Genomic DNA, 22947 nt, shown 5'->3' with positions numbered 1-22947 from the left:
CTTTTTATTGTAAATTTTTTGTCATTCTGAGCGGTAGCGAAGAATCGTCTTCACCCTGTATAGTCGCCTTACATTGCGCAGAAGATTTCTCCTATCGTCGAAATGACTAAAGTGATGGGCAATAAATCCGAAATCGAACATCCGAACATCCGAAATCAGAAATCAGAATCACTCGCTCCTCAAACTTTTCACCGGGTTCATCAGTGCTGCTTTAATGCTTTGATAACTTACCGTAAGCAAAGTAATGCTAACTGCACCCAGGCCGGTAACCACAAATACCCACCACGATAATACGGTATGATAATTATAATGTTGTAGCCAGCCGTACATAAAGTAATATGCTATTGGTGTGGCTATAAACAGGGCAATAAGTACCAGCAGTACAAAATCATTCGACAACAAACGCCACAGGCTGAAAACAGAAGCGCCCAGCACTTTACGTACGCCAATTTCTTTGGTACGCTGCTCTGCCATAAATGAAGCCATGCCGAATAATCCCAGGCAGCTGATAAATATGGCAAGGCCTGCAAAGCAGCCGGCCAGTTTGCCAATACGTTGTTCGTCTTCAAATTTGCGGGCATATTCCTCATCCGCAAAGCGGTACATAAATGGCGACGATGGCGAGTATGCTTTGCATATCGCCTCTATTTTGGTCAAGGCATCATGCGTGCTTAATTGGGGGTTTATTTTAATGTTTACAAAGCTTGGGTCATTGTTTTTATTGAAGTAAAAAACAGTTTGTTTAACAGGTTCGTAGGGCGAATCCATCACCATATCTTTTACCACGCCGATAACTTTATGATCGGCTCCCCAAAACTTTACAGTTTCGCCAACTGGGTTCTTCAATCCCATAAATTTAACGGCCGACTCGTTCAATACAATGCCCGATGAATCGGTTGCAAAAGTTTTTGAAAAATCGCGGCCAGCAGTAAACTGCCAGCCAACGGTTTTGCCAAAATCGGTAGTTACGCCAACTACACCAAAATCATCTACCAGTTCGGGTGCTTTACCTGTCCACTGAAAACCGGCGGTGTTATTACTCACATGTGTGGTAGAGCTGGTTGATTCGGCCACGTTTGCTACCGCACCCGATTGTAGCAAATCGGTTTTCATAGCCTCAAAGTGTTGATGCAGATCATTTACGGTTAATGGTATGGCAACCAACCCTTCGCGACTGTAACCAACCGGGCGGTTTTTGGCAAACTCAATCTGTTTAAAAACAATGATGGTACCGATAATCAGGATCACCGAAACTGAGAACTGCAACACCACCAAAACCTGACGCGGAATTGCCGCAAACCGGCCACCTTTAAACGTACCTTTTAATACTTTAACAGGTTTAAATGATGATAGGTATAAAGCAGGATAGCTACCTGCTACAAGCCCGGTAAACAAACTAAAGCCAATCCCCATTAACCAAAACAAAGGGCTATCCCAAAGTACAACGATGTTTTTATCGGCCAGTTGATTAAAGAATGGAAGTGTTAGCGAAACCATAACCAGCGCGAATACGAAAGCAATAACAGCTATTAAAACAGATTCGCAATAAAACTGAATAATGAGTTGCCCGCGTTCTGAACCGATGGCTTTGCGTATGCCCACTTCTTTAGCACGTTTTTCGCTTCGGGCGGTGCTCAGGTTCATAAAGTTAATGCAGGCCAGTAATAACACAAATATCCCTACAATGCCGAATAGCCATACATATTGAATTTTTCCGCCCACAATAACTCCGTTTTTAAATTGCGAATACAGGTGCCACTTGCTCATGGGGTGCAGAAAAAGCTGTGGTTTATAGCGGATGTCTTCTTTGGCCAGATGTTTTAGTTTAACGTCTTTTATTTTTGCCGAAACTTTGTTGATATCAGCATGCGCTGCCAGTTGAACATAGGTGCGGTACGAGTTATCGCCCCAGTCGGTAAGTTTGCCTTTAGAGAGCTCGTTTGCTGTGTAATAATCCCAGGGAGCTATAAAGGCTAAATCGATGTAATGAAGTGTAGTATTTTGCGGCAGATATTCATAAACGCCCGTAACTTTAAAGTTTGCCTTATTATCCATTAAAATAGTTTTATTGATTGGGTCGGCATTGCCAAAAAGCGCTTTGGCCGAAGCCTGCGAAAGCAGGATAGAAGAAGGGTCATTTAATCCGGAGGCTGTACCCGCAATTATTTTGAGCGAAAACATATCAGGCGCGCCGGATTGCATAAAGCTGCCCGAAATAAATAGGTTTTTATCGCCCACGCGCACAATATGCGGCCAGTTTTGCGAGGCCATAACGATATGTTTAAAATCGCCCGAATAGTTTTTCTGTAGTTCGGCACCCAATGGCACGGGGACAGATTTATTGGTATTAATATCGCCGTTATAAGTTTGGTTTTGCATTACAATGGCAACACTGTTGTAGTTTTGGTGGTATTTATCGAAAGATAGTTCGTCCCAAACCCACAAGCCGATAAGCATAGCCACAGCCATACCCACAGCCAGGCCGCCAATGTTGATTAATGATGAAAATTTGTTTTTAACAAGGTTTCTCCAGGCTATTTTAATGTAGTTTCTTACCATATCAATAGAATTTACAACGTTTTAATAGTGAGTGTTTTACCTGTTGATACGTTTAAATATTATGCCTTAAATATAAGTTATTGATTATCAGTGTATTGGCTGTGTTGTTAATGATTTGATTGTATCGAAACCGAACGCCCTCGCGTACGCTTTTGGTGCAGAATTGATGTGGCTGTAAATATGTCATAACCCCAATTTTCGGAATAACAATTGTAGTATAAATCCGACATCGAAAATCCGACATCCGAAATCAAAATGAATCGTCTTGCCAACTCTGCCTCGCCATACTTACTGCAACACGCCAATAACCCAGTTAACTGGTATCCCTGGGGAGCTGAAGCTTTGCAAAAAGCTCGTGATGAGAATAAACTGATACTGGTGAGCATTGGCTACTCGGCCTGCCACTGGTGCCACGTAATGGAGCACGAAAGCTTTGAGGACGAGCAGGTAGCTGCCGTAATGAACGAGAATTTTGTTTGCATTAAGGTTGACCGTGAAGAACGCCCGGATATTGACCAGATCTATATGAGCGCTGTGCAATTGATGACCGGTCGCGGGGGCTGGCCATTGAATTGTATTTGCCTGCCCGATCAGCGGCCTATTTATGGCGGTACGTATTTCCCTAAAAAAGACTGGACAAGTTTGCTCATTAACCTCGCTGAATTTTACCGTGATAAACCACAGGAAGCCGAAGGTTATGCCGTACGCCTTACCGAGGGCATCCAACAATATGAATCGGTTGATTTTATTACCGAGCAGCCCGAATACAGCGAAGCAGATTTGGAAGCAATAGTAAACAACTGGCGCAAACATTTCGACCTCAAAGAAGGAGGGATGAACCATGCGCCCAAATTCCCGATGCCTAATAACTGGCAGTTTTTGATGCGCTACGCTCATTTAATGAAAGATGAGGGCATTGCCAACGCGGTAAAACTGACGCTGAAGAAAATGGCCTACGGTGGTATTTACGATCATATAGGCGGTGGCTTCGCCCGTTACTCGGTTGATGCGCGCTGGCATGTGCCGCATTTTGAGAAGATGCTGTATGATAATGGTCAGCTCATTAGCCTTTATGCCGAAGCTTACACCTGGAACCGCGACCCTTTATATAAACAGATAGTTGACGAAACCATTGCCTTTGTGCAGGGAGAGCTAACATCACCGGATAATGGTTATTACTCGGCTCTTGATGCCGACAGCGAAGGGGTAGAGGGCAAGTTTTATACGTTTACCAAAGCAGAAATTGAAGAGGTGTTAGGAAAAGATGCCAATCTTTTCTGTATCTATTATAATATTACCGAAGATGGTAATTGGGAGGAAGAGGAAACCAACGTCTTCTTCCGTAAGGATGACGATGCAGAACTGGCAGCGAAGTTGGGCATCAGTGAAAGCGAACTGAAAGATAGAATTGCTACGCTCAAAACCAAAGTATTTGAACACCGCAGTCACCGCATTCGCCCGGGCTTGGATTATAAGATCATTGCCTCATGGAACGGCCTGATGCTGAAAGGACTTTGCGAAGCTTACCGTGTATTCAACGATGAAGTATACCTCGACCTTGCCCTGAAGAATGCCGAATTTATCCTCAATAACTTAGTAGATAAAGATGGCAAACTGATCCGCATCCATAAATCTGAGAACCCGATTGCGTTTTTGGATGATTACGCCAATATCATTGAAGCATTGATTGCTTTGTATGAAGTTACCTTCGACCTCAAATGGCTCAACTTTGCCCGCGCATTTACCAACATTGCCATCGAACTTTATTATGATGAAAATGAAGGCATGTTCTTTTACACCGCTGCCGATAACGAGCAACTGATTGCCCGTAAATGCGAAATTATGGATGGCGTTATCCCGGCATCAAATTCGGTAATGGCGCGCAACCTTAAAAAGCTGGATTTGCTGTTTGAAGAGGAAAGATATCACCATATCTCGGCTCAATTGCTGCGTAATTTGATGCCTTATATGGCCAAATACGGTTCGGTATATTCTAACTGGGCTATGTTGCTGTTGGAAGAAGTGTTTGGTACCTACGAGGTAGCAATAACCGGCCCGCAGGTTACAGAACTGCGCCGCGAAATGGAACAAAACTATATCCCCAATAAAATAATGTTGGGCGGTAACGAGGAAAACTTACCTTTGCTGCAAGGCAGAACGGGGGATACAGCGCGTATTTTTATCTGTAAAGATAAAACCTGTGGTTTGCCGGCCCACAATGTTGTGCAGGCATTAAAACAAATTACTGCATAAAAACTTTTATCAAATAAATATTTCAATAATGAAGATCGAGCCTCAACACGTCGTGTCATTAACATACAATTTATATGTTGATCAGGATGGCACTGAAAACCTTGTAGAAAAAACAACCGAAGAGCAACCATTAACTTTCTTGTTTGGTGCCGGACAAATGCTCCCTCGCTTCGAAGAAAACTTGTCAACCCTGTCAACCGGCGATGCGTTCGATTTCCGTTTGCCTGCAGCTGATGCTTATGGCGAATATGATGAAGAAGCTGTTGCCAACCTGCCGAAAGAAATGTTTGCAGGCCAGGACCTGCCAGAAGTAGGTAACATCCTGCCGCTGCAAGATAACCAGGGTAACCGTTTTCAGGGACAGGTAGTTTCTGTTGTTGAAGATGCAGTGATAGTTGACCTTAACCACCCAATGGCTGGCCAGGAACTACACTTTACCGGTAATATTATAAACGTACGCCCGGCTACGCCAGAAGAGTTATCGCATGGACATGCTCATGGTGCGGATGGTCATCACGGTCATTAATTGAAAAAGGCTCTCTAATTTTTATTAGAGAGCCTTTTTGTTTATTATAAAACTCGTCATTGCGAGGAACTTGTTTTTTTGAGCGCTGTCATCCTGAGCTTGTCGAAGGATAACGGGAAGGCCATCTACGCTATATTATTTGGCAGTCTTTGCTAACTGTGGTAATAAACTCCAATTGCCGTTAATTATAGCTTCTTTCTTGTCGCGTCTCCAGCCCTTAACTTGTTTTTCAAATGCTATAGCTTGGTTAACATCAGTAAATCGCTCTTGAAAAACTAATTTAACCGGACGTTTTTTATAGGTATAGCATTGCGGATTTTCACCGTTTTCATGCTCAAATAATCTTCGTTCAAGGTTATTTGTAATGCCGGTATAATAAGAATTATCGTTACAAATTAATATATAGACAAAATATTGCTTCATTTAAAATATGTTACAGATAATATTATAGATGAACAGCGCATAATCCCCTGCACCATGCTTCGACAGGCTCAGCATGACACCCCTTCTACCATCTCTCTAAATTATGTTACAGATAATATTGTAGATGAACAACGCATAACCCCCTGCACCATGCTTCGACAGGCTCAGCATGACACCCCTTGTTACCATCCCTCTAAAACAAATCCAAATCACCACCACTGGTTAAAAAGCAGCGGATAAATATCCGGCAGGCAATCGGTTCGCCGTTAATGGTGGCGGGGATAAAGGTTTTATCCTCATCGCTTAGGTAATCGATATTAAAGCCCACTTTACGGTCGTAGTTTTCGGCTTGAAAATGTACAATGTACTCGGCAAGGCGGCCACCAGGGCTTACCAGTAATTCAATAGTTGGTACAACTACCTCATTGTTAATATTGCGCATATCTGGCGGTAAACGAAATAGCCTCAGGTAATTGATATAGCCGAAAAAACGACCGCCAATTACTATCGGTTTGGTAGTACGGTCAGTATCGCGTACGGTGTGGTCAACCACATAACGGCAGTTGGTTGCGCTATCTTCCGGCGCTTCATACAACAGGGTATTGGTGGTATAATTAAAGCGTTGAATTACATTGTTTTTGGTATCGTAAAAATTCCAGATCCCGGTTTTTACGTTTTTGGTATAGCTGCCGTTGGCCAGTACTGTTTTACTGTCCCAAAGCGCCTGGTAAAGCCCCTGCTTAGTAACATTGTCGCTTTTTAAAACACTCACGCGCTCTTTAACAGCATTTGTAAGTTTACGTTTAATAATAACGGTTTCTTGTGCAAGGCAACAAACAGGCAATAAAAATGCAAGCAGGTAAATGTAAAAACGCTTCACGGTATCAAGTGTTAGAATGCCAAAATTAGCATACTATACTTCACTAACAATAGTTGGCTTAATTTGCTTAGGCGTTTCTATAAAAATATGTGTTTTCGATGTTCTTTAATTTGAAAAAAGCATTAAACTGCTAAATTTGGCTATGCAAGACTCCCCCGAATTTAAATCAGCCAAGTTTTCTCAAACCACCCTTACCGAATTGATGATCCCTTCGTATGCCAACTTCGGCGGTAAAATACACGGAGGTATCTTATTATCGCTAATGGATAAGGTAGCCTATGTATGCGCTGCCAAGCACGCGGGCAACTATTGTGTAACGGCATCGATAGATGGGGTTGATTTTTTGGAACCGATTGAGGTGGGAGAGATGGTATCGCTGATGGCATCGGTAAATTATACCGGTAATACATCTATTGTAGTAGGCATCAGGGTGATATCAGAAAATGTGAAAACCAATGTAATTAAGCATACCAATACCAGCTACTTTACCATGGTAGCCAAGGATGAGTATAACAAACCCGCACAGGTACCGGGCCTTATTGTAGAAAACCGCGAACAGGTAAGGCGTTTTATTGAAGCCATGCACCGCAAGCAGCTTAAACTAAACTACAAACGCGAAGCCAAGCAAATTAAAGTACCTAATGATCCTGAGAAGTTATTGGAGCTATTAAAAGGTGAGCGTTGTGTTTTTGAGCGCAAAGCGATTGTAAAGCAGTAAAGGATTTCAGAGTTTTAAAATTTGTCATTGCGAGCGATAGCGTGGCAATCCCGTAGCTATACAGGACCAATATGTCGGTGATTGCTTGTATATCCGTTTTCCATTAGGAAGGGCAGTGTAAAGTATGAATCGTTAGTGGATGTACGTTTTCTTTTTCCGCAAAAGAAAAATTACCTATTCTGGCGCAAGTATGCAGCGACAGGATGCGGGCTGAGTACTTGTGCCTATACAGTTTTCTTGTAAAGTTTATTATACCAAGCATACAGGCACAAGTACTCCATTGCACAAGCCTGTCGCTGCATACTTGCGCCAGAAATGGGGCTGTCACACTGAGGCACTCGAAGTGTCGCGCGTAGATGCCCGCCCACCATGCTTCGAGTGCCTCAGCATGACAGCCATTGATAATAACCAAAAGACAATTCGCGTTAAGGATTGCAGCGGATACCGGCCTGTGACTAAGGCCTGCAGGCGTATAAGCGGAAAGCCTGGCCCGAAGGGAAACGCCATAAGGCCGAGTACCTGTGCCAATACAAGCCAGAAAGCGCTAAAAACAAGTATCAAGAATCAGAATTTTTGCTTTGCAACGGTCAGAAAATCCTAAAAATATCCTAATTGTTAATATATTTTTATTGCCGGTTCTTGGCCTCTGTTACTATTTAAAGGCTTTTTGAACTATTTTTTCAAATGGTTATATCTAAAGCATAGATATTTACGTTTAAATGTCAAGCACTACGTTAAAGTTTTAAGTATTAATTACATTTTGATGATATAATTACCTACCTTTCCACTATTAACTACGCCCTCTATTTAATTTTCACTATATAATTATAAACCCAATTATTTAATGTCATTTTTAGACACTGTTCTTCAGCCTCCCTCGTACGGTTGGCAAGACGCTAATGGCTTATTGGTTAAGCCATCCCCAAAACAACTTTTCGGCGAATTTTTCTCGAGACTTAATGTTTTTAAAGACAAAAAAAACTGGCTTTCATTCTTATGCTGGTTTACTGTATTGGCTTTAGTGCCTTTCTTTTTGCTATTCTTGTTTAAATACATGTCGGTAAAAACGCTGTTAGCCGCCTTTTTTTACAGCATGATTGTGATGGGCACCCACGGTACTATCTGGCACCACAGGTATTGCACACACAATGCTTACCAGTTCCGCAACAAGTTCTGGAGGTTTTTTACCCAAAACCTTACACTCAAAATTATCCCCGAAGAAATTTACGCGGTATCGCACCACGTACACCACGCCAAATCTGATACCCCAGGCGATCCATACAATGCACAAGGTGGTTTCTTATATTGCTTTTTGGCCGATGTTAACCACCAGCCTATCAGCAAAAACCTGAGCGAAAAAGAATATGCCAAGTGCGTAAACCTGATGAAACATACAGGCGTTAGCGTAAACACTTATGAGCAATACCAAAAATGGGGATCGCTGGCTAAACCTTTAAATACGGTTGTGGGTATTATCCTTAACTGGTCGTTCTGGTTTGGTGCATTTTACCTGATGGGTGGTATCCCTCTGGCAGTTTCGTTATTTGCAGCAGCAGGCTTTTGGGCAGTTGGGGTACGTACCTTTAACTATGAAGGCCACGGTAAAGGTGAAGATAAGCGCCGTGAAGGTATTGACTACAACCAGGACGATATGTCTATTAACCAGGTTTGGCCAGGCATTGTAGCAGGCGAATGGCATAACAACCACCACTTGTATCCTAAAAGTGCACGCTCGGGTTTTAAACCTTACCAGGTTGATTCTGCCTGGTATTATATTAAGTTTATGCATACCATTGGTGCTGTAAGCACTTATAATGATTGTAAAGCGCAGTTCTATAAAGAGTATGTAAATGCTCATGAACAAGAGCATAAGGCAATTGTACCAGAGTTATTGGTACCTGTTATTGTGCCTGTATTAGCGGTTGAGGAAGTATAATTTAACTTAATAAAATAGGAAAGGCTTCGATATATCGAAGCCTTTTTTCGTTTAAGGAAATTTTTAAACAATCGCCGCTTTTCCCTTGTTAATAATACAGACTAAATTATAAAGCTATGTTTGTATTACTTGGAGTTGGATTTATCATCGCTTTTTTCGTGTTGTCTATATTTTTAGTGATCAGAAAAAGCAACGGAAAAGAATAAATAAACAGGCAGTACTTTTACTGCCTGTTATACATTTTAATTAGCCCAATTAGTTTGGCTGCAGTATCGTCATCAACCAGTTTGGGCAGCATTCGCCATAACCAGTTATGCTCTGCCACGGCAGGGTTATTCATTCTTGATTCCCTGTTCAGGTTTAAAATATCTTGCATGGGTATAATAGTCACTTTTGCTGTAGATGCGTAAGCCATGCGCATCAATACCTTATTGATGTTTTTATGCTTCACAACCTGCCCTGTATATTCTTCTATCTGCTTAATTACTTTTTTATCTGCATCCTCATTATACCAGCCCAGGGTGGTATTATTATCGTGCGTGCCGGTGTAAACAAAAAAGTTAGCATCGTAATTATGTGGGATGTAGAGCGATTGCGCTGTGTCATCGCCAAAGGCAAATTGCAGTACTTTCATGCCTGGCAGTTCAAACTGGTCGCGCAGTTTAAATACAGGTTCATCAATATCGCCCAGATCTTCGGCCACAAGAGGCAGGTTGCCTAAGGCATGTCTGGCTTTGTTAAAGAAATCGGCTCCCGGCCCATTTACCCATTTGCCGTTTTTGGCCGTAGTTTCACCGGCGGGGACTTCCCAATAGGCAGAGAAGGCACGAAAGTGATCGAGCCTAAGCAGATCAAACAACTCCATATTTTTGCGCAGGCGATTGATCCACCATTGATAGCCCTGCTTTTTCAATACATCCCAGCGGTAAACCGGCATGCCCCAAAGCTGGCCATCAGCATTAAAATAATCGGGTGGCACACCCGCAATACCTGTGATGTTGCCTTGTTTATCGAGGGCGAAGATTTCCTGGTTAGCCCAAACATCGGCCGAATCATAACTTACATAAAAAGGCAGATCACCAAACAGCCGAATGTTGAGTACACGGCAATGATCTTTTAATTGTTGCCACTGCCTGAAGAAGATAAACTGCAGCCATTTAATTTTATCGATAGCGCGACTGCTGCGCTGAGCAAAGCGGGCCAATGCAGGTGTATGGCGCGTTTTGTACGATTTATTCCATTGATGCCATGGAGCGCCATCATGGTTTTCGCGCAGGGCACTATACAAAGCAAAATCATCAAGCCAGCTTGCTTCATTTTTACAGAAAAACAGGAAATCCTGTTTAAGCGATTTAAATTCTTTTCTGTAGAAGTTTTCATAGGCCCGGTCGAAGAGTTCGTGTTTGAGATCTTCTACCTTGGTGTAATTAACTTTATCGATTTGTGGCAGGTGGAATTCATCGAGTTCGGCCTCGTCAAGTAGCTCATCTTTAGCCAATAGAACCGGACTAATTAACAGCACATTACCAGCCATGCTGCAAAGCGAGCTGTAAGGTGAATATTTTTGATCGGCCCCGGTTGGGTTAATGGGTAGTAGCTGCCAGTATTTTTGCCCGCTCTCACTCAGGAAATTAGCGAAGGTGCGTGCACCCGGTCCCATATCACCAATACCAAAAGAAGATGGTAAAGATGTGATGTGCATCAGTATACCTGCGCCCCGGTTATTTTCGGGATGTGCTAATTGAAGCAAGGCGAAGGGTAATGTGCGGAATATTTCGCTAATCAGCAACTCGTCATTGGCTACTTTACCTTTTAAATTTAGCCATTGATGCTGCCATTGTACAGGTGCTTCCTGCGGTAAAATGATGCGGGTATCTTTCCAGTCAATAGCAGTAATATCCTTTTGCTGTGCTTTGCATAAAGCTGCGCTGTATAAGGGAGCGGCCACAATAAGCCATTTGTTTTGATAACGCCGGGCAAAAGCGATGATGTTTTCTTTATAAGCGCCTTTAACCTTAAGTGGGATGTATTCGCCTTTGGTAAAGAGTTCGGTTTCGTTGCTGCGGACTTTGAATAGCTGCTGGGTAAGCCATAGTTTAATGTGCCCGTCATAACGTTCGGCCCAAAGGTCCATTAATGCTTCTGCGGAATCCGTTGAAAGCTTTTTATTCAATAATTTCTGGCGAAGCTGATAATCAACCGGTCGGCGGTTATCGGGATCAACGAGGCTCAAATCCCATAGTTCGCATCCCTGGTAAACATCGGGCACACCGGGGCTGGTAAATTTAAGCAGCAGTTGCGAGAGTGAGTTAACGATGCCATGATCTGCTATATTTTGATGCAATGGCGCAAACGTTTGCCAAAATACACTCTGTTGATCAAGTAAGCCGGTGGCAAAATCTATCGTTGCCTTTTCATAATCCTCATTCGGTTGTGCCCAGTTAGAGTTTACTTTGCCCTCACGCAGTGCTTTGGTGAGGTATTCGCCTAAGCGTACGCCAAAATTATCATCGCCCTGGCCAGGCATAGGATATGCACCGGCAATGGTTTGGTAAATAAAGTAACGATCATTGGCGTTGGGTACACTTACGGTTGTGTTATCCTGCTTTTCCCAATGTTTAACCGCATCCAACCATTCGTGCTGCAGGGCAGTTAAGGCATTTAAGCGGGCACGTACATCCTCGCCGCGTTTGGTATCATGGGTAGATGTTCCGTTAATAGCCAAAGGCCATTGCTTCTGCCGCTGTTTCATCAGTTTATGAAAATCTTTTACCGAAGTGCCGAAAGCATCTGGCGCGTCACCAACCTCGTTGTGGCCTACAAAGCGGTTGTAGGTATACATCAGCGTGTCCTCAACGCCTTTGGCCATCAGCGGGCCGCTAAACTGCATTAAGCGTTGATAGAATTGTAATGCCTTTTGGTTATAGGTGTTTTTGTTTTCGTAAGGCTTTTCGAGCAGGGCAGTAGTGATTAAGTCACAGGCGGGTTTCAGGTCTTTGTTGTCTTTGATAATTGAATACAGAATAGTCTGCACTGCATGGGCTTCATCAGAGTTCAACGGCATCTGGTTACCATAAAACCGGTAAACCGGGCAATGGATCAGGAATTGTGCAATGGTTTCCTTCAAAATATCCCGGCCGATAGCTTTCAGCAGGCGGTCATCAACCAGTTTTAGTTTGATGAAGTAGTTGAGCAAATTATCCAATTCGCCCTGCATGTTGGCGGATAGGATATTGGCTTTCTTAGTGAGGATCTGTTGGTGGACTGACTGGTCACTCTCTACCAATTCTTTATAGAAATGCGTGAACTTATGTTCTGATGAACTATCGGTCAATAGGTTATTTACCTGGGCTAAAAAATCGTAACCCGTGGTACCTTGTAAGGGCCACTGGGTAGGTAGGTTTTCGCCTTGCTCTAATATCTTTTCAGCAACTATATAGGTTTCATCTCCAGCGAGCTCACGTAGGTTGTTGAGGTAATTTTCGGGATCGTACAAACCATCGATATGGTCAATCCGCAGACCCTGAAATATACCTTCATGTACCAACTGCTTAATCATGCGGTGATAATGTGCAAATACTTCCGGGCGCTGAATGTTGAGGCACATGAGGCTATTGACGGTGAAGAAACGGCGGTAGTTGATAGCGCTGTCAGTTTCCTGCCAGCTGCACAGACGATAATGTTGCTGACCGGCTATCTGACTTAACAGTTCCTGATTTTCATTGACCGATTTTAGTGCCGATGTGATATACGATTTTACCTCAGCAACCTTTGTTGCATTTGACAATTTTACCAGCCAGGCACCCCACTTTAAAGCGAGTTTTTTATTGTCCTTGTTTCTTAAAATAGTGCCGATTTCTTTTACTATCGGTTTTAATTTTTCGGGTGGCTCATTAGTGTTATTTTGTAGTATTTCGGCGTACGATTGTATGCTCAAGGGCCACGTATTATCGAAATATTTGAACACAAATTGCTTACTTAAATAAGTAATATTTATTTCACCGTTTTTGATCACTTCCTGCAAAGAATTGCCTAAAAATGGCATCATAATTTGCGGATCCGTAAACAGGTCGCTGCTCAATCCGGTATCAAAAAAAGTTGAGTATAAAGATCGCCTTCCTTTTTCTAAAACATCCATCAACCAGGGGTTGTTGGCATGCACACCCATGTGATTCGGCACAATATCCTGTAACCAGCCGATGCCTTTATCCTGCAGTTTTTTGCTCACGATCCGCAGCTGTTTTTCGGTGCCGATCTCGGGGTTGATGCGGTGCGGGTTCACACCATCGTACCCATGCGTGCTGCCCGGCGCAGCTTCGAAAACCGGTGAAGCGTAGATAGTGCTTACACCCAATTTTTGCAGGTAAGTGATGATTTGCTCAAAATCACTAAACGTGAATTCTTGATGGAATTGCAGGCGATAGGTGGCTATGGGATTGTACATGGTAAAAAGGGTCAGTAAGAATTGAGTTTTATTTCCCCTCTTGAGAGGGGGCGGGATGGATAGTGCGATGGGAGGGGTTTGTCATCTGCGATAGAAAAATCTAATGAATGACACACCCCTGCACCCCTCTCAAGAGGGGAAACGCGCGAGGCCAGTGCTTTTGCTTTGCTCACTCATCATCCCACACAATAAATTAAAACCGATTGCGGCTGTAAATCAACTACAGCCTCGCTTTGAAATTCATCATCTGCTTTTGTCGGTCCATTCCATTCGGGATCGGCAGAATCGAGTTGCTTGATCCATTTTTTATCTGTGGGTGGCATGGTTACCTGTTGAACTTGGTTAGAGAAATTCATCAGTGCCACCAGATACTCGCCCTGGAACCAGCGTTGCAGGGTTAATACCTGTTTGGCTTTATCGGCTGTGGCTTTTGATTGCTGGCGGTTTGGATTGGTGAGTACATGCAGATACTTCCGTAAGCCGATCAGCTTTTTGTAGTAAGCCAGCATTACGGCATGCTCGCCCTGCTCTTGCAGCTGCCATTGTAATTTGGATTGAGTAAAGGTTGCCTCATCCATCGGATCTGGTGCTTCGCCTTCGGTGTGGAAAGCGGCAAACTCTGCCTTGCGGCCTTTGCGCACGGCTTCGGCCAATTCGGCATCTGTATGGCTTACAAAGTAGAGGAATGGGTTAGGCTCGCTCCATTCTTCGCCCATAAACAGCATGGGGATGTAGGGGGCTGTTAATGTTGCCGCTGCTATCAGTTTCTGCATTTCGAAACTGAAGAGCTGGCTGCTCCGTTCGCCCAGCATGCGGTTGCCCACCTGGTCGTGGTTTTGGGAGAAAACGATGAACTGGCTATCCGGATGGTCTGTAGCCTTTACGCCGAACTTTTTGTGCCGGTGTTCGGAGTACTGTCCATCATATACATAAGCATCATTATAAGCTTTGGCCAGATGTTCAATCCCGTTAAAATCTTCGTAATAACCTGTAGTCTCACCGCCTGCTGTAACGCGCAGGGCGTGGTGAAATTCATCGACCCATTGGGCATCCATACCATAGCCGGCTTTCTCGAGCGGGTTAATGTAGCGGGTATCGTTCAGGTCGCATTCTACAATGAGGTGGTGTTCGCGGCCGGTCTCTTTCATGAGTTGGTCTACATGCTGTTTGATCTCTGCCAGAATATGTACCGGACTAAAATCCTTTATCGCATGCACTGCATCCAAACGCAAGGCATCAATATGGAAATCACGGAACCACATCAGGGCGTTCTCGATGTAGTATTGGCGAACGGCATCGCACCAGGCATCATCAAAATTAATAGCATTACCCCAGGGTGTGTTGTATTTGTCGGTAAAGAAAGGGCCGTATTCGCCAAAGTAATTGCCTTCGGGGCCAAGGTGATTGTACACCACATCAAGCACCACGGCAATGCCTTTATGGTGCGCGGCATTAACCAGTTGCTGCAAGGCTTTTGTACCCCCGTAAGAACTTTGCACCGCGAACGGAAACACGCCATCGTAACCCCAGTTGCGCTCACCGGGAAACTGGGCCACCGGCATAATTTCAATCGTGTTGATTCCTAAGCTTTTCAGGTAATCCAGTTTACTTTCTATACCTTCAAAAGTGCCTTCTGGCGTAAAAGTGCCGGTATGTAGTTCATATATAATGTATTCGTTGAGGTGCCAATTGCGCCAGTGCTCGTCTGTCCAGTTAAAACTAAGATCGATAACCTGTGAGGCCTCATGTACACCTTTGGGCTGGCTCAACGAAGCAGGATCTGGCAGGAATTTTTCATCATCCAACACAATCCGGTACAGGTCGCCAGCCTTTAACTGATCGGTTTGTAAAGTCCAGTAACCATAATCCTGCTTTTGCATGGGCAGGTCTATTTTACCCTCGCAAATACGCAGACTTACCTTTTCGGCCTTTGGTGCCCATATCAAAGCATCAACCCCGCCATCGGGGTTGATGTTAATACCGATTGTTCTTTTAGTAATCTCCATTCTTATTTCTTGAGCGGACTGTGTAATAATATAACCGAGCGGCCATCAACGCTAAATTTTTCACCAGCCTTGTAAGTATCGCCCTCACCAATATAATTTTTACCGGTGTCCAGCATAACAGTCCAATCTTGTCCATATTCGCCCGATGGTAAAATATAATCGATGATTTCGTGGTGGGCATTAAAGATCACGTAGAAATTATCATCCACAATCGGCTCGCCTTTGGGGTTGCGTGACCTCAAACCGCTACCATTCATAAACACAGCAAGTGATTTCGCAAAATCGTGGTTCCAGTGTTCCTCGTTCATTTGCTCGCCGCCGGGTAAAAACCAGGCAATATCCGCCAGTTCGCCTTCTTTAACGGGCTCGCCCCTAAACCATCTGCGGCGGCCAAAAGCCGGGTGCTCGCGTCTGATCTTGATGAGCTTTTGGGTAAACTGTAACAGATCCTGATCTGCCTTTTCCCAATCTAACCATGAAATTTCGTTATCCTGGCAGTAGGCATTGTTATTACCTTGTTGGGTGCGGCTCACCTCGTCACCGGCAACCAGCATGGGTACACCTTGTGAAAGGAATAGTGTTGCCAGGAAATTACGTTTCTGGCGCTCGCGTAACTGGTTTATTTCTTCGTTATCCGTAGGGCCTTCTTCGCCGCCATTCCATGAGCGGTTGTTGCTGTCGCCATCGTTATTGTCTTCGCCGTTGGCGTCGTTGTGTTTATCGTTGTAGCTTACCAAATCATTCAGGGTGAAGCCATCATGTGCGGTTATAAAGTTAATACTGGCCGTAGGGCGACGGAATTCATCGCGATACAAATCAGCGCTGCCTGTAAAACGCTCGGCAAACTCGGCCAGCATACTATCGGCACCGCGCCAGTAATCGCGGATACAATCGCGATACTTACCGTTCCACTCGCCCCAACCGGCCGGGAATTTACCAACCTGGTAACCACCTTCGCCAATATCCCATGGTTCAGCAATCAGCTTAACCTGCGATATGATCGGGTCCTGGTGAATAATATCGAAGAATGCACTCAGTCGGTTAACCTCGTGCAACTCGCGCGCAAGCGTAGCCGCCAGATCGAAACGGAATCCATCTACGTGCATTTCGGTAACCCAATAGCGCAGGCTATCCATAATTAAACGTAAAACGCTTGGCAGGTTGGCATTCAGGGTGTTACCCGTACCGGTATAGTCCATGTAAAAACGCTTGTCGTCATCCATTAAACGGTAATAACTTTCGTTATCAATCCCTTTAAATGAAATGGTTGGGCCCAACTGGTTACCTTCGGCGGTATGGTTATAAACCACATCTAAAATTACCTCGATGCCTGCTTTGTGCAGTTCTTTCACCATGGCTTTAAACTCGGTTACCTGCTCGCCTATAACGCCGCTGCAGCCGTACGATACCTCGGGCGCAAAATAGCCAATGGTGTTATAGCCCCAATAATTGGTTAGGCCTTTCTCTTTCAAATGGCGGTCGGCCAAAAAGTGATGTACTGGCATCAGCTCAATGGTGGTAATGCCCAGGTCTTTCAAATATTTAATGGTAGCAGGGTGGCCAATAGCTGCGTAACTGCCCCTTTGCTCTTCGGGGATTTCCTGACATAATTTTGTGAAACCCTTTACGTGAGCTTCGTAAATAATGGTATCGGTATAAGGGATCTTTAATAGTTTGTCGCCTTCCCAATCAAACGCCGAATCAATAACCACGCTTTTAGGCAGGTATGGGGCACTATCTTCTTCGCTAAAGCTCAGGTCTTCAGCCTCGTCGCCCAGTTTGTAACCAAATAGCGAATCGTGCCATTCAATCGGTCCGGCAATGGCTTTTGCATAGGGATCAATCAATAATTTATTAGGATTGAAACGCTGGCCATTTTCAGGCTCGTAAGGACCCGAAACCCGGTAACCATACAATTCGCCCGGTTTAATATCGGGGATAAAGATGTGCCAGATCTGGTGGGTGCGTTCCTGCATTTCAATGCGTGCATATTCTTGCTGGTCGGTAGTGGTTTTAAATAAGCAAAGTTCTACTTTGGTGGCTTTGTCGGCATATAATGCAAAATTAACACCATTACCTTTCCAGGTGGCGCCAAGTGGATAAGGTTCTCCAGGGTAGTTTTTTATCGTCATATACCCATCAATCAAAAATGAATGAAAATGTTTGGAGAAAACCTGAAATCTGATAAAATAGTACACTAATTTAACGTGAATGATGTACTTGTTTACATTGAGGAATTAATAACTTAGACGCAACAATTATAAGTTTACCTAAAACAATTTTATGAAAAATACCCTGCGTTGCTTTTTTGCCGGCTTAGCGGCAATGGCAATAAGTACTGTTTCGGTTTACGCACAAAAAGGCCCCGGCATATTTGACGGGCAAAGCGATGTTGGCCGTGTAAAACATCCGGGAAGCGCTGTCTATAACGCCGCTTTACAGCAATACGCTATTAAAGGTTCAGGCACCAACATCTGGGGTAACCATGATGAATTTCATTTTGTATGGAAGAAAATGAAGGGCGATTTTCTGCTCCGCACCACCGGCGCTTTTATTGGTAAAGGCGTAGAGATGCACCGCAAATGGGGCTGGATGGTGCGTACCAGTTTGGATACGGCATCGGCACATATTAATGCAGTTGAGCATGGCGATGGTTTAACCTCGCTGCAATACCGCCGAACTACGGGTGCAACTACCGAAGAAATTAAATCGAAGATTACGCATGCCGATGTGATCCAGCTGGAGCGTAAGGGCAATACTTACACCATGTCGGTAGCACGCAAAGGCGATACTTTTGTAACCGAAGAGGTAAAGGATGTTGATCTGGGCGATGATGTTTATGTGGGCTTATTTGTATGCTCGCACAATCCTGATGTTACCGAAGAAGCTGTTTTTAACAACGTGCGCATTGTTGTACCTGCTGATAAAACCATGAATGGTTATCAGAAATACATCGGCAGCAGTATTGAGATCTTAGACCTTTCTACCCAAAACAGCAAAATCATTTATCAGTCGCCAAAGTCAATTCAGGCACCCAACTGGACTCAGGATAACAAATGGCTCATCTACAATAAAGATGGCCTGTTGTATAAATACGATCTGAAAACCAACACGCCAGTAGTTTTAAACACCGGCTCGGTTAACCAGAATAATAACGATCACGTGCTTTCTTTCGATGGTAAAATGCTGGCTATTAGCAGTGCAACCAAGGGCAGCGATGGCTCTATCGGCTGGACGGTACCGGTAACCGGCGGCGAACCGAAACGCATGAACGAAGTTGGCCCGAGCTATATGCACGGCTGGTCGCCGGATGGACAGTACCTGGTATTTACCGGTCAGCGCGATAAGGAATTTGATATTTACCGGATCCCGGCCAAAGGCGGACCGGAAGTGCGTATGACCACAGCGCCCGGCCTTGATGACGGACCAGAGTATACACCTGATGGTAAATACATTTACTTCAACTCAGTACGCACAGGCCTGATGCAGGTTTGGCGCATGAAAGCCGACGGTACCGAGCAAACTCAAATTACGCACGATGACTTTAACAACTGGTTTCCGCATGTATCACCTGATGGTAAATGGATTGTGTTCATCACTTTCCTGAAAGATGAGGTTGCAGCTGGCGATCACCCGTTTTATAAACATGTTTACCTGCGTGTGTTGCCGATAGATGGCGGTGCCGGTGTTGAACCTAAAGTGGTTGCTTATCTGTATGGCGGCCAGGGTACTATCAATACGCCGTCATGGGCTCCTGATAGTAAGCATCTGGCTTTCGTGAGTAATTCAGCATGGTTGTATCCTATTTTCCCGATTGAGAAATAATGGATTCATCACGCAGAACATTTATAAAAACAAGCGCGTTGGCTATTGCCGGTGGTGTGTTGTTAAAAGATACCCTGTTTGCTGCGGCAAAGGGCAAGGAGTTGGTGGGCTTGCAGTTATATTCTGTTCGCACCGCGATGAAGGCCGACCCGGCAGGTACATTGAAATTACTGGCCGATGGCGGTTATAAGTACATAGAGCATGCCGGTTATGCTGATGGCAAATTTTATGGTTATACACCAGCCGAATTTAAAAAGCTGATGACCGGACTGGGACTTCAAATGCCGAGCGGGCATAGCCGGATGGCACTTTCTGATTGGGATAATACCAAAAACGATTTTACCGATGTTTGGAAAAAGACCATTGCCGATAGCGCCGAAGTTGGTCAGCATTTTGTATTGAACCCCTGGCTGGATGAAAACCTGCGTAACGATACCGAAGGGCTTAAACGCCTGATGCAGCAGTTTAACAAATGCGGTGAACTGTGCAAAACTTACGGAATGAAGTTTGGTTACCATAACCACAATTTCGAGTTTATTACGCCGATGGGCGATGGTAATTTGTACGATTTTATCCTGAAAAACACAGACCCCGCCTTAGTTGCCCAGCAAATGGATTTTGGAAATATGGTAGGTGCAGGCGCGAAACCGGTTGACTACCTGAAGAAATATACCGGCCGTTTTGAACTGCTGCACGTAAAGGATGAAATAAAAAGTGATGGCAAAGGCGATCTGGGCGATGGTTACGATAGCTGTATTTTGGGCGAAGGTACAATGCCTATGACAGAGATATTGAGCCTTGCCCGTAAAATTGGCGGTACAAACTATTTCATGATCGAGCAGGAATCGTACCAGGGAAAAGACCCGGTTGACTGTGTAAAAAAAGACTTACAAATCATGAAAAAATGGGGCTATGTATAAAGCCTTTTAATAATAAATGTATATTGCACATGTAAACCAGTCGCTTTTCGACCCCTTAAAGAAAGCGCATTTTCTACCTATTATAACTCATAACACCCTATGAACAGGCGTACCGTTATAAAAAATCTGGCTCTCGTTATTGGCGGCGCGGCGCTGTTGCCTTCGTGTTTGCACGATAGCGGCAAGGCTTCCATCGCGCTAAAAAAGATTAACGTAAGTGCCGATCAGGAAAAGTTTCTAGCTGATGTGGCCGAAACCATTATCCCCAAAACTGATACGTCGGGAGCTAAAGATTTGAACCTGCATTTATTTGTGCTGAAGATGGTTGACGATTGTTTCAGTAAGAAAGATCAGACCGCGTTTATGTCGGGACTGGATAAACTGAGTAAAGAAGCAGAGAATAGATTCGGCAAACCATTCGGTCAATGCAGTCAATCGCAACGCGAAAGTTTGTTGAACGAACTGGACCATAAACAAGCTGAATTTTATAAAGCCCAACAGGCTAATAAAAATGCTAAGAAAGAAGTGCCTGCCGATGATATGCTTGCTTTTTACGCTATCACTAAAGGTGAAACGGTTTTTGGCTACACTAATTCAAAATACTTTATGACTAAGCAAATTGTATGGGAACTCGTTCCTGGCAGGTACAATGCTTATTTCCCTGTTAAAAATCTTAAACCGAATATAAAACATGGCTAATCTGAATGTAGATAGCGCCAAACAACGGACCTATGATGCCATAGTAATTGGTTCGGGCATGAGCGGGGGATGGGCAGCCAAAGAGTTTACCGAAAAGGGCCTCAACACCCTGATGCTGGAGCGTGGCCGTGATGTAAAACATAACATCAATTACCCCACCACCAATATGTACCCCTGGGAGTTTGAACACCGGGGCGAAGTGCCTTACGATATTCAGCAAGCCAACCCGGTTATCAGCCGTTGCTATGCTTTCAGAGAAGATGCTATGCACTTTTTTGTGAAAGATACCGAGCACCCTTATATACAGGATAAGCCTTTCGACTGGATCCGTGGCTACCAGGTTGGCGGTAAATCGCTGATGTGGGCACGCCAAACCCAGCGCTGGAGCGATTATGATTTTGAAGGCCCGGCTCGTGATGGTTTCGCGGTTGACTGGCCTATCCGTTATAAAGACATTGCGCCATGGTACAGCTATGTCGAGAAATTCGCCGGCATCTCTGGTAATAAAGACGGGCTGGATAATTTACCGGATGGTGAGTTCCTGCCTGCATTCCCATTAAATAGTGTCGAAAACTATTTTAGCAAGGTGGTAAGCAATAATTATGCAGGCCGAAATGTAATTAGTGCGCGTTGTGCGCATTTATCGGTGCCGCAGCCTATCCATATTCAGCAGGGTAGGGTGCAATGCCAAAGGCGGGTGCTTTGCCAGCGGGGTTGTCCGTTTGGCGGGTATTTTAGTGCTAATTCAACCACAATTCCCTGGGCACTAAAAACAGGAAAGCTTACTTTAAGGCCATATTCGGTAGTACAGGAGGTAATTTACGACGATAAAAAAGGCAAAGCCACCGGGGTGCGTATTATGGATGCGCAAACCAAGCAGGTGATTGAGTATTATGCCAAAGTAATATTTGTAAATGCAGCGGCTATCAATACTAACCTCGTTTTATTAAACTCCAAATCGCAGCGTTTCCCTAAAGGTTTGGGTAATGATAGCGGTGTGCTGGGTAAATATGTAGCTTTCCATAATTATAGTGCAAGAATTTCTGCCGAATATGATGGCGAAATGGAATGGACAACCGACGGCCGTAACCCGGCAGGTGGGGGCTATATCCCAAGATTCCGCAATGTGAAGAAACAGGAGACCGGCTTTTTGCGTGGTTATGCAGCGGGTTTCAGCGCGCATAGGGGTATGGATACTAATTCATCGGGTGTTGGCAAAAATCTGAAAGAAAACCTGGGCCATCCAACCTTAAGCAACTGGAAAGTAGGTTCGCACATGATGGGCGAAACCATCCCTAAAGAAACCAATACGCTTACTTTAGATACCACGAAGAAAGATGACTGGGGCGTACCATTGTTAAAATTTAACATTGCTTATGATGATAACGATGCCAAAATGAAGCAGGACTATTTTGAGCAGATGACCGAGATGTTTACCAAGGCAGGCTTTAAAAATATCCAGACTAATGACAGTAAACAAGCACCCGGTTTGGATATTCATGAGATGGGAGGTGCAAGGATGGGTAATGATGCTAAAACGTCTATTTTAAACAAATGGAACCAAATGCATGCCTGCAATAACGTTTTTGTTACAGACGGCGCCTGCATGACCTCGACATCGACCCAAAATCCTTCATTAACCTATATGGCATTGACTGCCAGGGCGGTTGATTATGCGGTAAGTGAGATGAAAAAAGGAAACATTGCATGATAAATTAAACAAAAAAGCTTTATTGTGTGATAAAAACACAATGGGCT

14 protein-coding genes are annotated in these 22947 nt (G+C 44.2%); 8 read left to right on the top strand and 6 right to left on the bottom strand.

Annotated elements, in window-relative coordinates; translation table 11 throughout:
• Nucleotides 1-168 precede the first annotated feature (168 nt).
• Nucleotides 169-2559, bottom strand: coding sequence for an ABC transporter permease (locus PQO05_RS19355; protein WP_273629088.1), 2391 nt, complete (start codon nucleotides 2557-2559; stop codon nucleotides 169-171).
• A 255-nt stretch (nucleotides 2560-2814) separates the two neighbouring features.
• Between PQO05_RS19355 and PQO05_RS19350 the strand changes: the two genes are divergently transcribed.
• Nucleotides 2815-4812 carry a thioredoxin domain-containing protein gene (locus PQO05_RS19350; RefSeq protein WP_273629087.1) on the top strand — a complete coding sequence of 666 codons (1998 nt, stop codon included), beginning with the start codon at nucleotides 2815-2817 and terminating at the stop codon, nucleotides 4810-4812.
• A 28-nt stretch (nucleotides 4813-4840) separates the two neighbouring features.
• Nucleotides 4841-5338, top strand: a complete 498-nt coding sequence (locus PQO05_RS19345; protein WP_273629086.1) for an FKBP-type peptidyl-prolyl cis-trans isomerase — start codon at nucleotides 4841-4843, stop codon at nucleotides 5336-5338.
• A 135-nt stretch (nucleotides 5339-5473) separates the two neighbouring features.
• Here the strand turns inward: PQO05_RS19345 and PQO05_RS19340 are convergent, their stop codons facing one another.
• Together PQO05_RS19340 and PQO05_RS19335 are read right to left on the bottom strand one after the other, a co-directional pair.
• Complete coding sequence (locus tag PQO05_RS19340) at nucleotides 5474-5761, bottom strand: GIY-YIG nuclease family protein (RefSeq protein ID WP_273629085.1); 288 nt, start codon at nucleotides 5759-5761, stop codon at nucleotides 5474-5476.
• A gap of 193 nt (nucleotides 5762-5954) precedes the next feature.
• Nucleotides 5955-6641 carry a hypothetical protein gene (locus tag PQO05_RS19335; protein ID WP_273629084.1) on the bottom strand — a complete coding sequence of 229 codons (687 nt, stop codon included), beginning with the start codon at nucleotides 6639-6641 and terminating at the stop codon, nucleotides 5955-5957.
• Nucleotides 6642-6783: 142 nt separating this feature from the next.
• Between PQO05_RS19335 and PQO05_RS19330 the strand changes: the two genes are divergently transcribed.
• Together PQO05_RS19330 and PQO05_RS19325 are read left to right on the top strand one after the other, a co-directional pair.
• The gene (locus PQO05_RS19330; RefSeq protein ID WP_273629083.1) at nucleotides 6784-7359 is read left to right on the top strand and encodes an acyl-CoA thioesterase; all 576 of its coding nucleotides are present in this window, start codon (nucleotides 6784-6786) and stop codon (nucleotides 7357-7359) included.
• Between the two features lie 844 nt (nucleotides 7360-8203).
• Complete coding sequence (locus PQO05_RS19325) at nucleotides 8204-9295, top strand: fatty acid desaturase (RefSeq protein ID WP_273629082.1); 1092 nt, start codon at nucleotides 8204-8206, stop codon at nucleotides 9293-9295.
• 223 nt (nucleotides 9296-9518) lie between these two features.
• Here the strand turns inward: PQO05_RS19325 and treY are convergent, their stop codons facing one another.
• From treY to glgX, 3 genes are all read right to left on the bottom strand, one after another.
• Nucleotides 9519-13739, bottom strand: coding sequence for a malto-oligosyltrehalose synthase (gene treY, locus PQO05_RS19320; RefSeq protein ID WP_273629081.1), 4221 nt, complete (start codon nucleotides 13737-13739; stop codon nucleotides 9519-9521).
• A gap of 176 nt (nucleotides 13740-13915) precedes the next feature.
• Nucleotides 13916-15745, bottom strand: coding sequence for a malto-oligosyltrehalose trehalohydrolase (treZ, locus tag PQO05_RS19315; RefSeq protein ID WP_273629080.1), 1830 nt, complete (start codon nucleotides 15743-15745; stop codon nucleotides 13916-13918).
• Nucleotides 15746-15747: 2 nt separating this feature from the next.
• Nucleotides 15748-17877 carry a glycogen debranching protein GlgX gene (glgX, locus tag PQO05_RS19310; RefSeq protein WP_273629079.1) on the bottom strand — a complete coding sequence of 710 codons (2130 nt, stop codon included), beginning with the start codon at nucleotides 17875-17877 and terminating at the stop codon, nucleotides 15748-15750.
• 151 nt (nucleotides 17878-18028) lie between these two features.
• Between glgX and PQO05_RS19305 the strand changes: the two genes are divergently transcribed.
• The 4 genes from PQO05_RS19305 to PQO05_RS19290 all read left to right on the top strand — a co-directional run bounded on the left by PQO05_RS19305 (nucleotide 18029) and on the right by PQO05_RS19290 (nucleotide 22900).
• Nucleotides 18029-19570 (top strand): TolB family protein, encoded by a 1542-nt coding sequence (locus PQO05_RS19305; RefSeq protein ID WP_273629078.1) that lies wholly within the window; start codon nucleotides 18029-18031, stop codon nucleotides 19568-19570.
• On the top strand, nucleotides 19570-20490 hold the full coding sequence (locus PQO05_RS19300) for a sugar phosphate isomerase/epimerase family protein (RefSeq protein ID WP_273629077.1): 921 nt from the start codon (nucleotides 19570-19572) through the stop codon (nucleotides 20488-20490). The genes PQO05_RS19305 and PQO05_RS19300 overlap by 1 nt, the downstream gene beginning before the upstream one ends.
• 99 nt (nucleotides 20491-20589) lie before the next feature.
• Nucleotides 20590-21189 (top strand): gluconate 2-dehydrogenase subunit 3 family protein, encoded by a 600-nt coding sequence (locus PQO05_RS19295; RefSeq protein ID WP_273629076.1) that lies wholly within the window; start codon nucleotides 20590-20592, stop codon nucleotides 21187-21189.
• On the top strand, nucleotides 21182-22900 hold the full coding sequence (locus PQO05_RS19290; RefSeq protein WP_273629075.1) for a GMC oxidoreductase: 1719 nt from the start codon (nucleotides 21182-21184) through the stop codon (nucleotides 22898-22900). Before PQO05_RS19295 ends, PQO05_RS19290 begins: the two co-directional genes overlap by 8 nt.
• Nucleotides 22901-22947 lie beyond the last annotated feature (47 nt).

Source organism: Mucilaginibacter jinjuensis, assembly GCF_028596025.1.
GTDB classification, from domain to species: domain Bacteria; phylum Bacteroidota; class Bacteroidia; order Sphingobacteriales; family Sphingobacteriaceae; genus Mucilaginibacter; species Mucilaginibacter jinjuensis.
This window is presented reverse-complemented; position numbering and strand designations above follow the sequence as displayed.

Excerpts from the sequence above, each read along its gene's own strand:
- PQO05_RS19355 (WP_273629088.1), bottom strand. The coding sequence starts at position 2,559 with ATGGTAAGAAACTACATTAAAATAGCCTGGAGAAACCTTGTTAAAAAC.
- PQO05_RS19350 (WP_273629087.1), top strand. The coding sequence starts at position 2,815 with ATGAATCGTCTTGCCAACTCTGCCTCGCCATACTTACTGCAACACGCC.
- PQO05_RS19345 (WP_273629086.1), top strand. The coding sequence starts at position 4,841 with ATGAAGATCGAGCCTCAACACGTCGTGTCATTAACATACAATTTATAT.
- PQO05_RS19340 (WP_273629085.1), bottom strand. The coding sequence starts at position 5,761 with ATGAAGCAATATTTTGTCTATATATTAATTTGTAACGATAATTCTTAT.
- PQO05_RS19330 (WP_273629083.1), top strand. The coding sequence starts at position 6,784 with ATGCAAGACTCCCCCGAATTTAAATCAGCCAAGTTTTCTCAAACCACC.
- PQO05_RS19325 (WP_273629082.1), top strand. The coding sequence starts at position 8,204 with ATGTCATTTTTAGACACTGTTCTTCAGCCTCCCTCGTACGGTTGGCAA.
- treY (WP_273629081.1), bottom strand. The coding sequence starts at position 13,739 with ATGTACAATCCCATAGCCACCTATCGCCTGCAATTCCATCAAGAATTC.
- treZ (WP_273629080.1), bottom strand. The coding sequence starts at position 15,745 with ATGGAGATTACTAAAAGAACAATCGGTATTAACATCAACCCCGATGGC.
- glgX (WP_273629079.1), bottom strand. The coding sequence starts at position 17,877 with ATGACGATAAAAAACTACCCTGGAGAACCTTATCCACTTGGCGCCACC.
- PQO05_RS19305 (WP_273629078.1), top strand. The coding sequence starts at position 18,029 with ATGAAAAATACCCTGCGTTGCTTTTTTGCCGGCTTAGCGGCAATGGCA.
- PQO05_RS19300 (WP_273629077.1), top strand. The coding sequence starts at position 19,570 with ATGGATTCATCACGCAGAACATTTATAAAAACAAGCGCGTTGGCTATT.
- PQO05_RS19295 (WP_273629076.1), top strand. The coding sequence starts at position 20,590 with ATGAACAGGCGTACCGTTATAAAAAATCTGGCTCTCGTTATTGGCGGC.
- PQO05_RS19290 (WP_273629075.1), top strand. The coding sequence starts at position 21,182 with ATGGCTAATCTGAATGTAGATAGCGCCAAACAACGGACCTATGATGCC.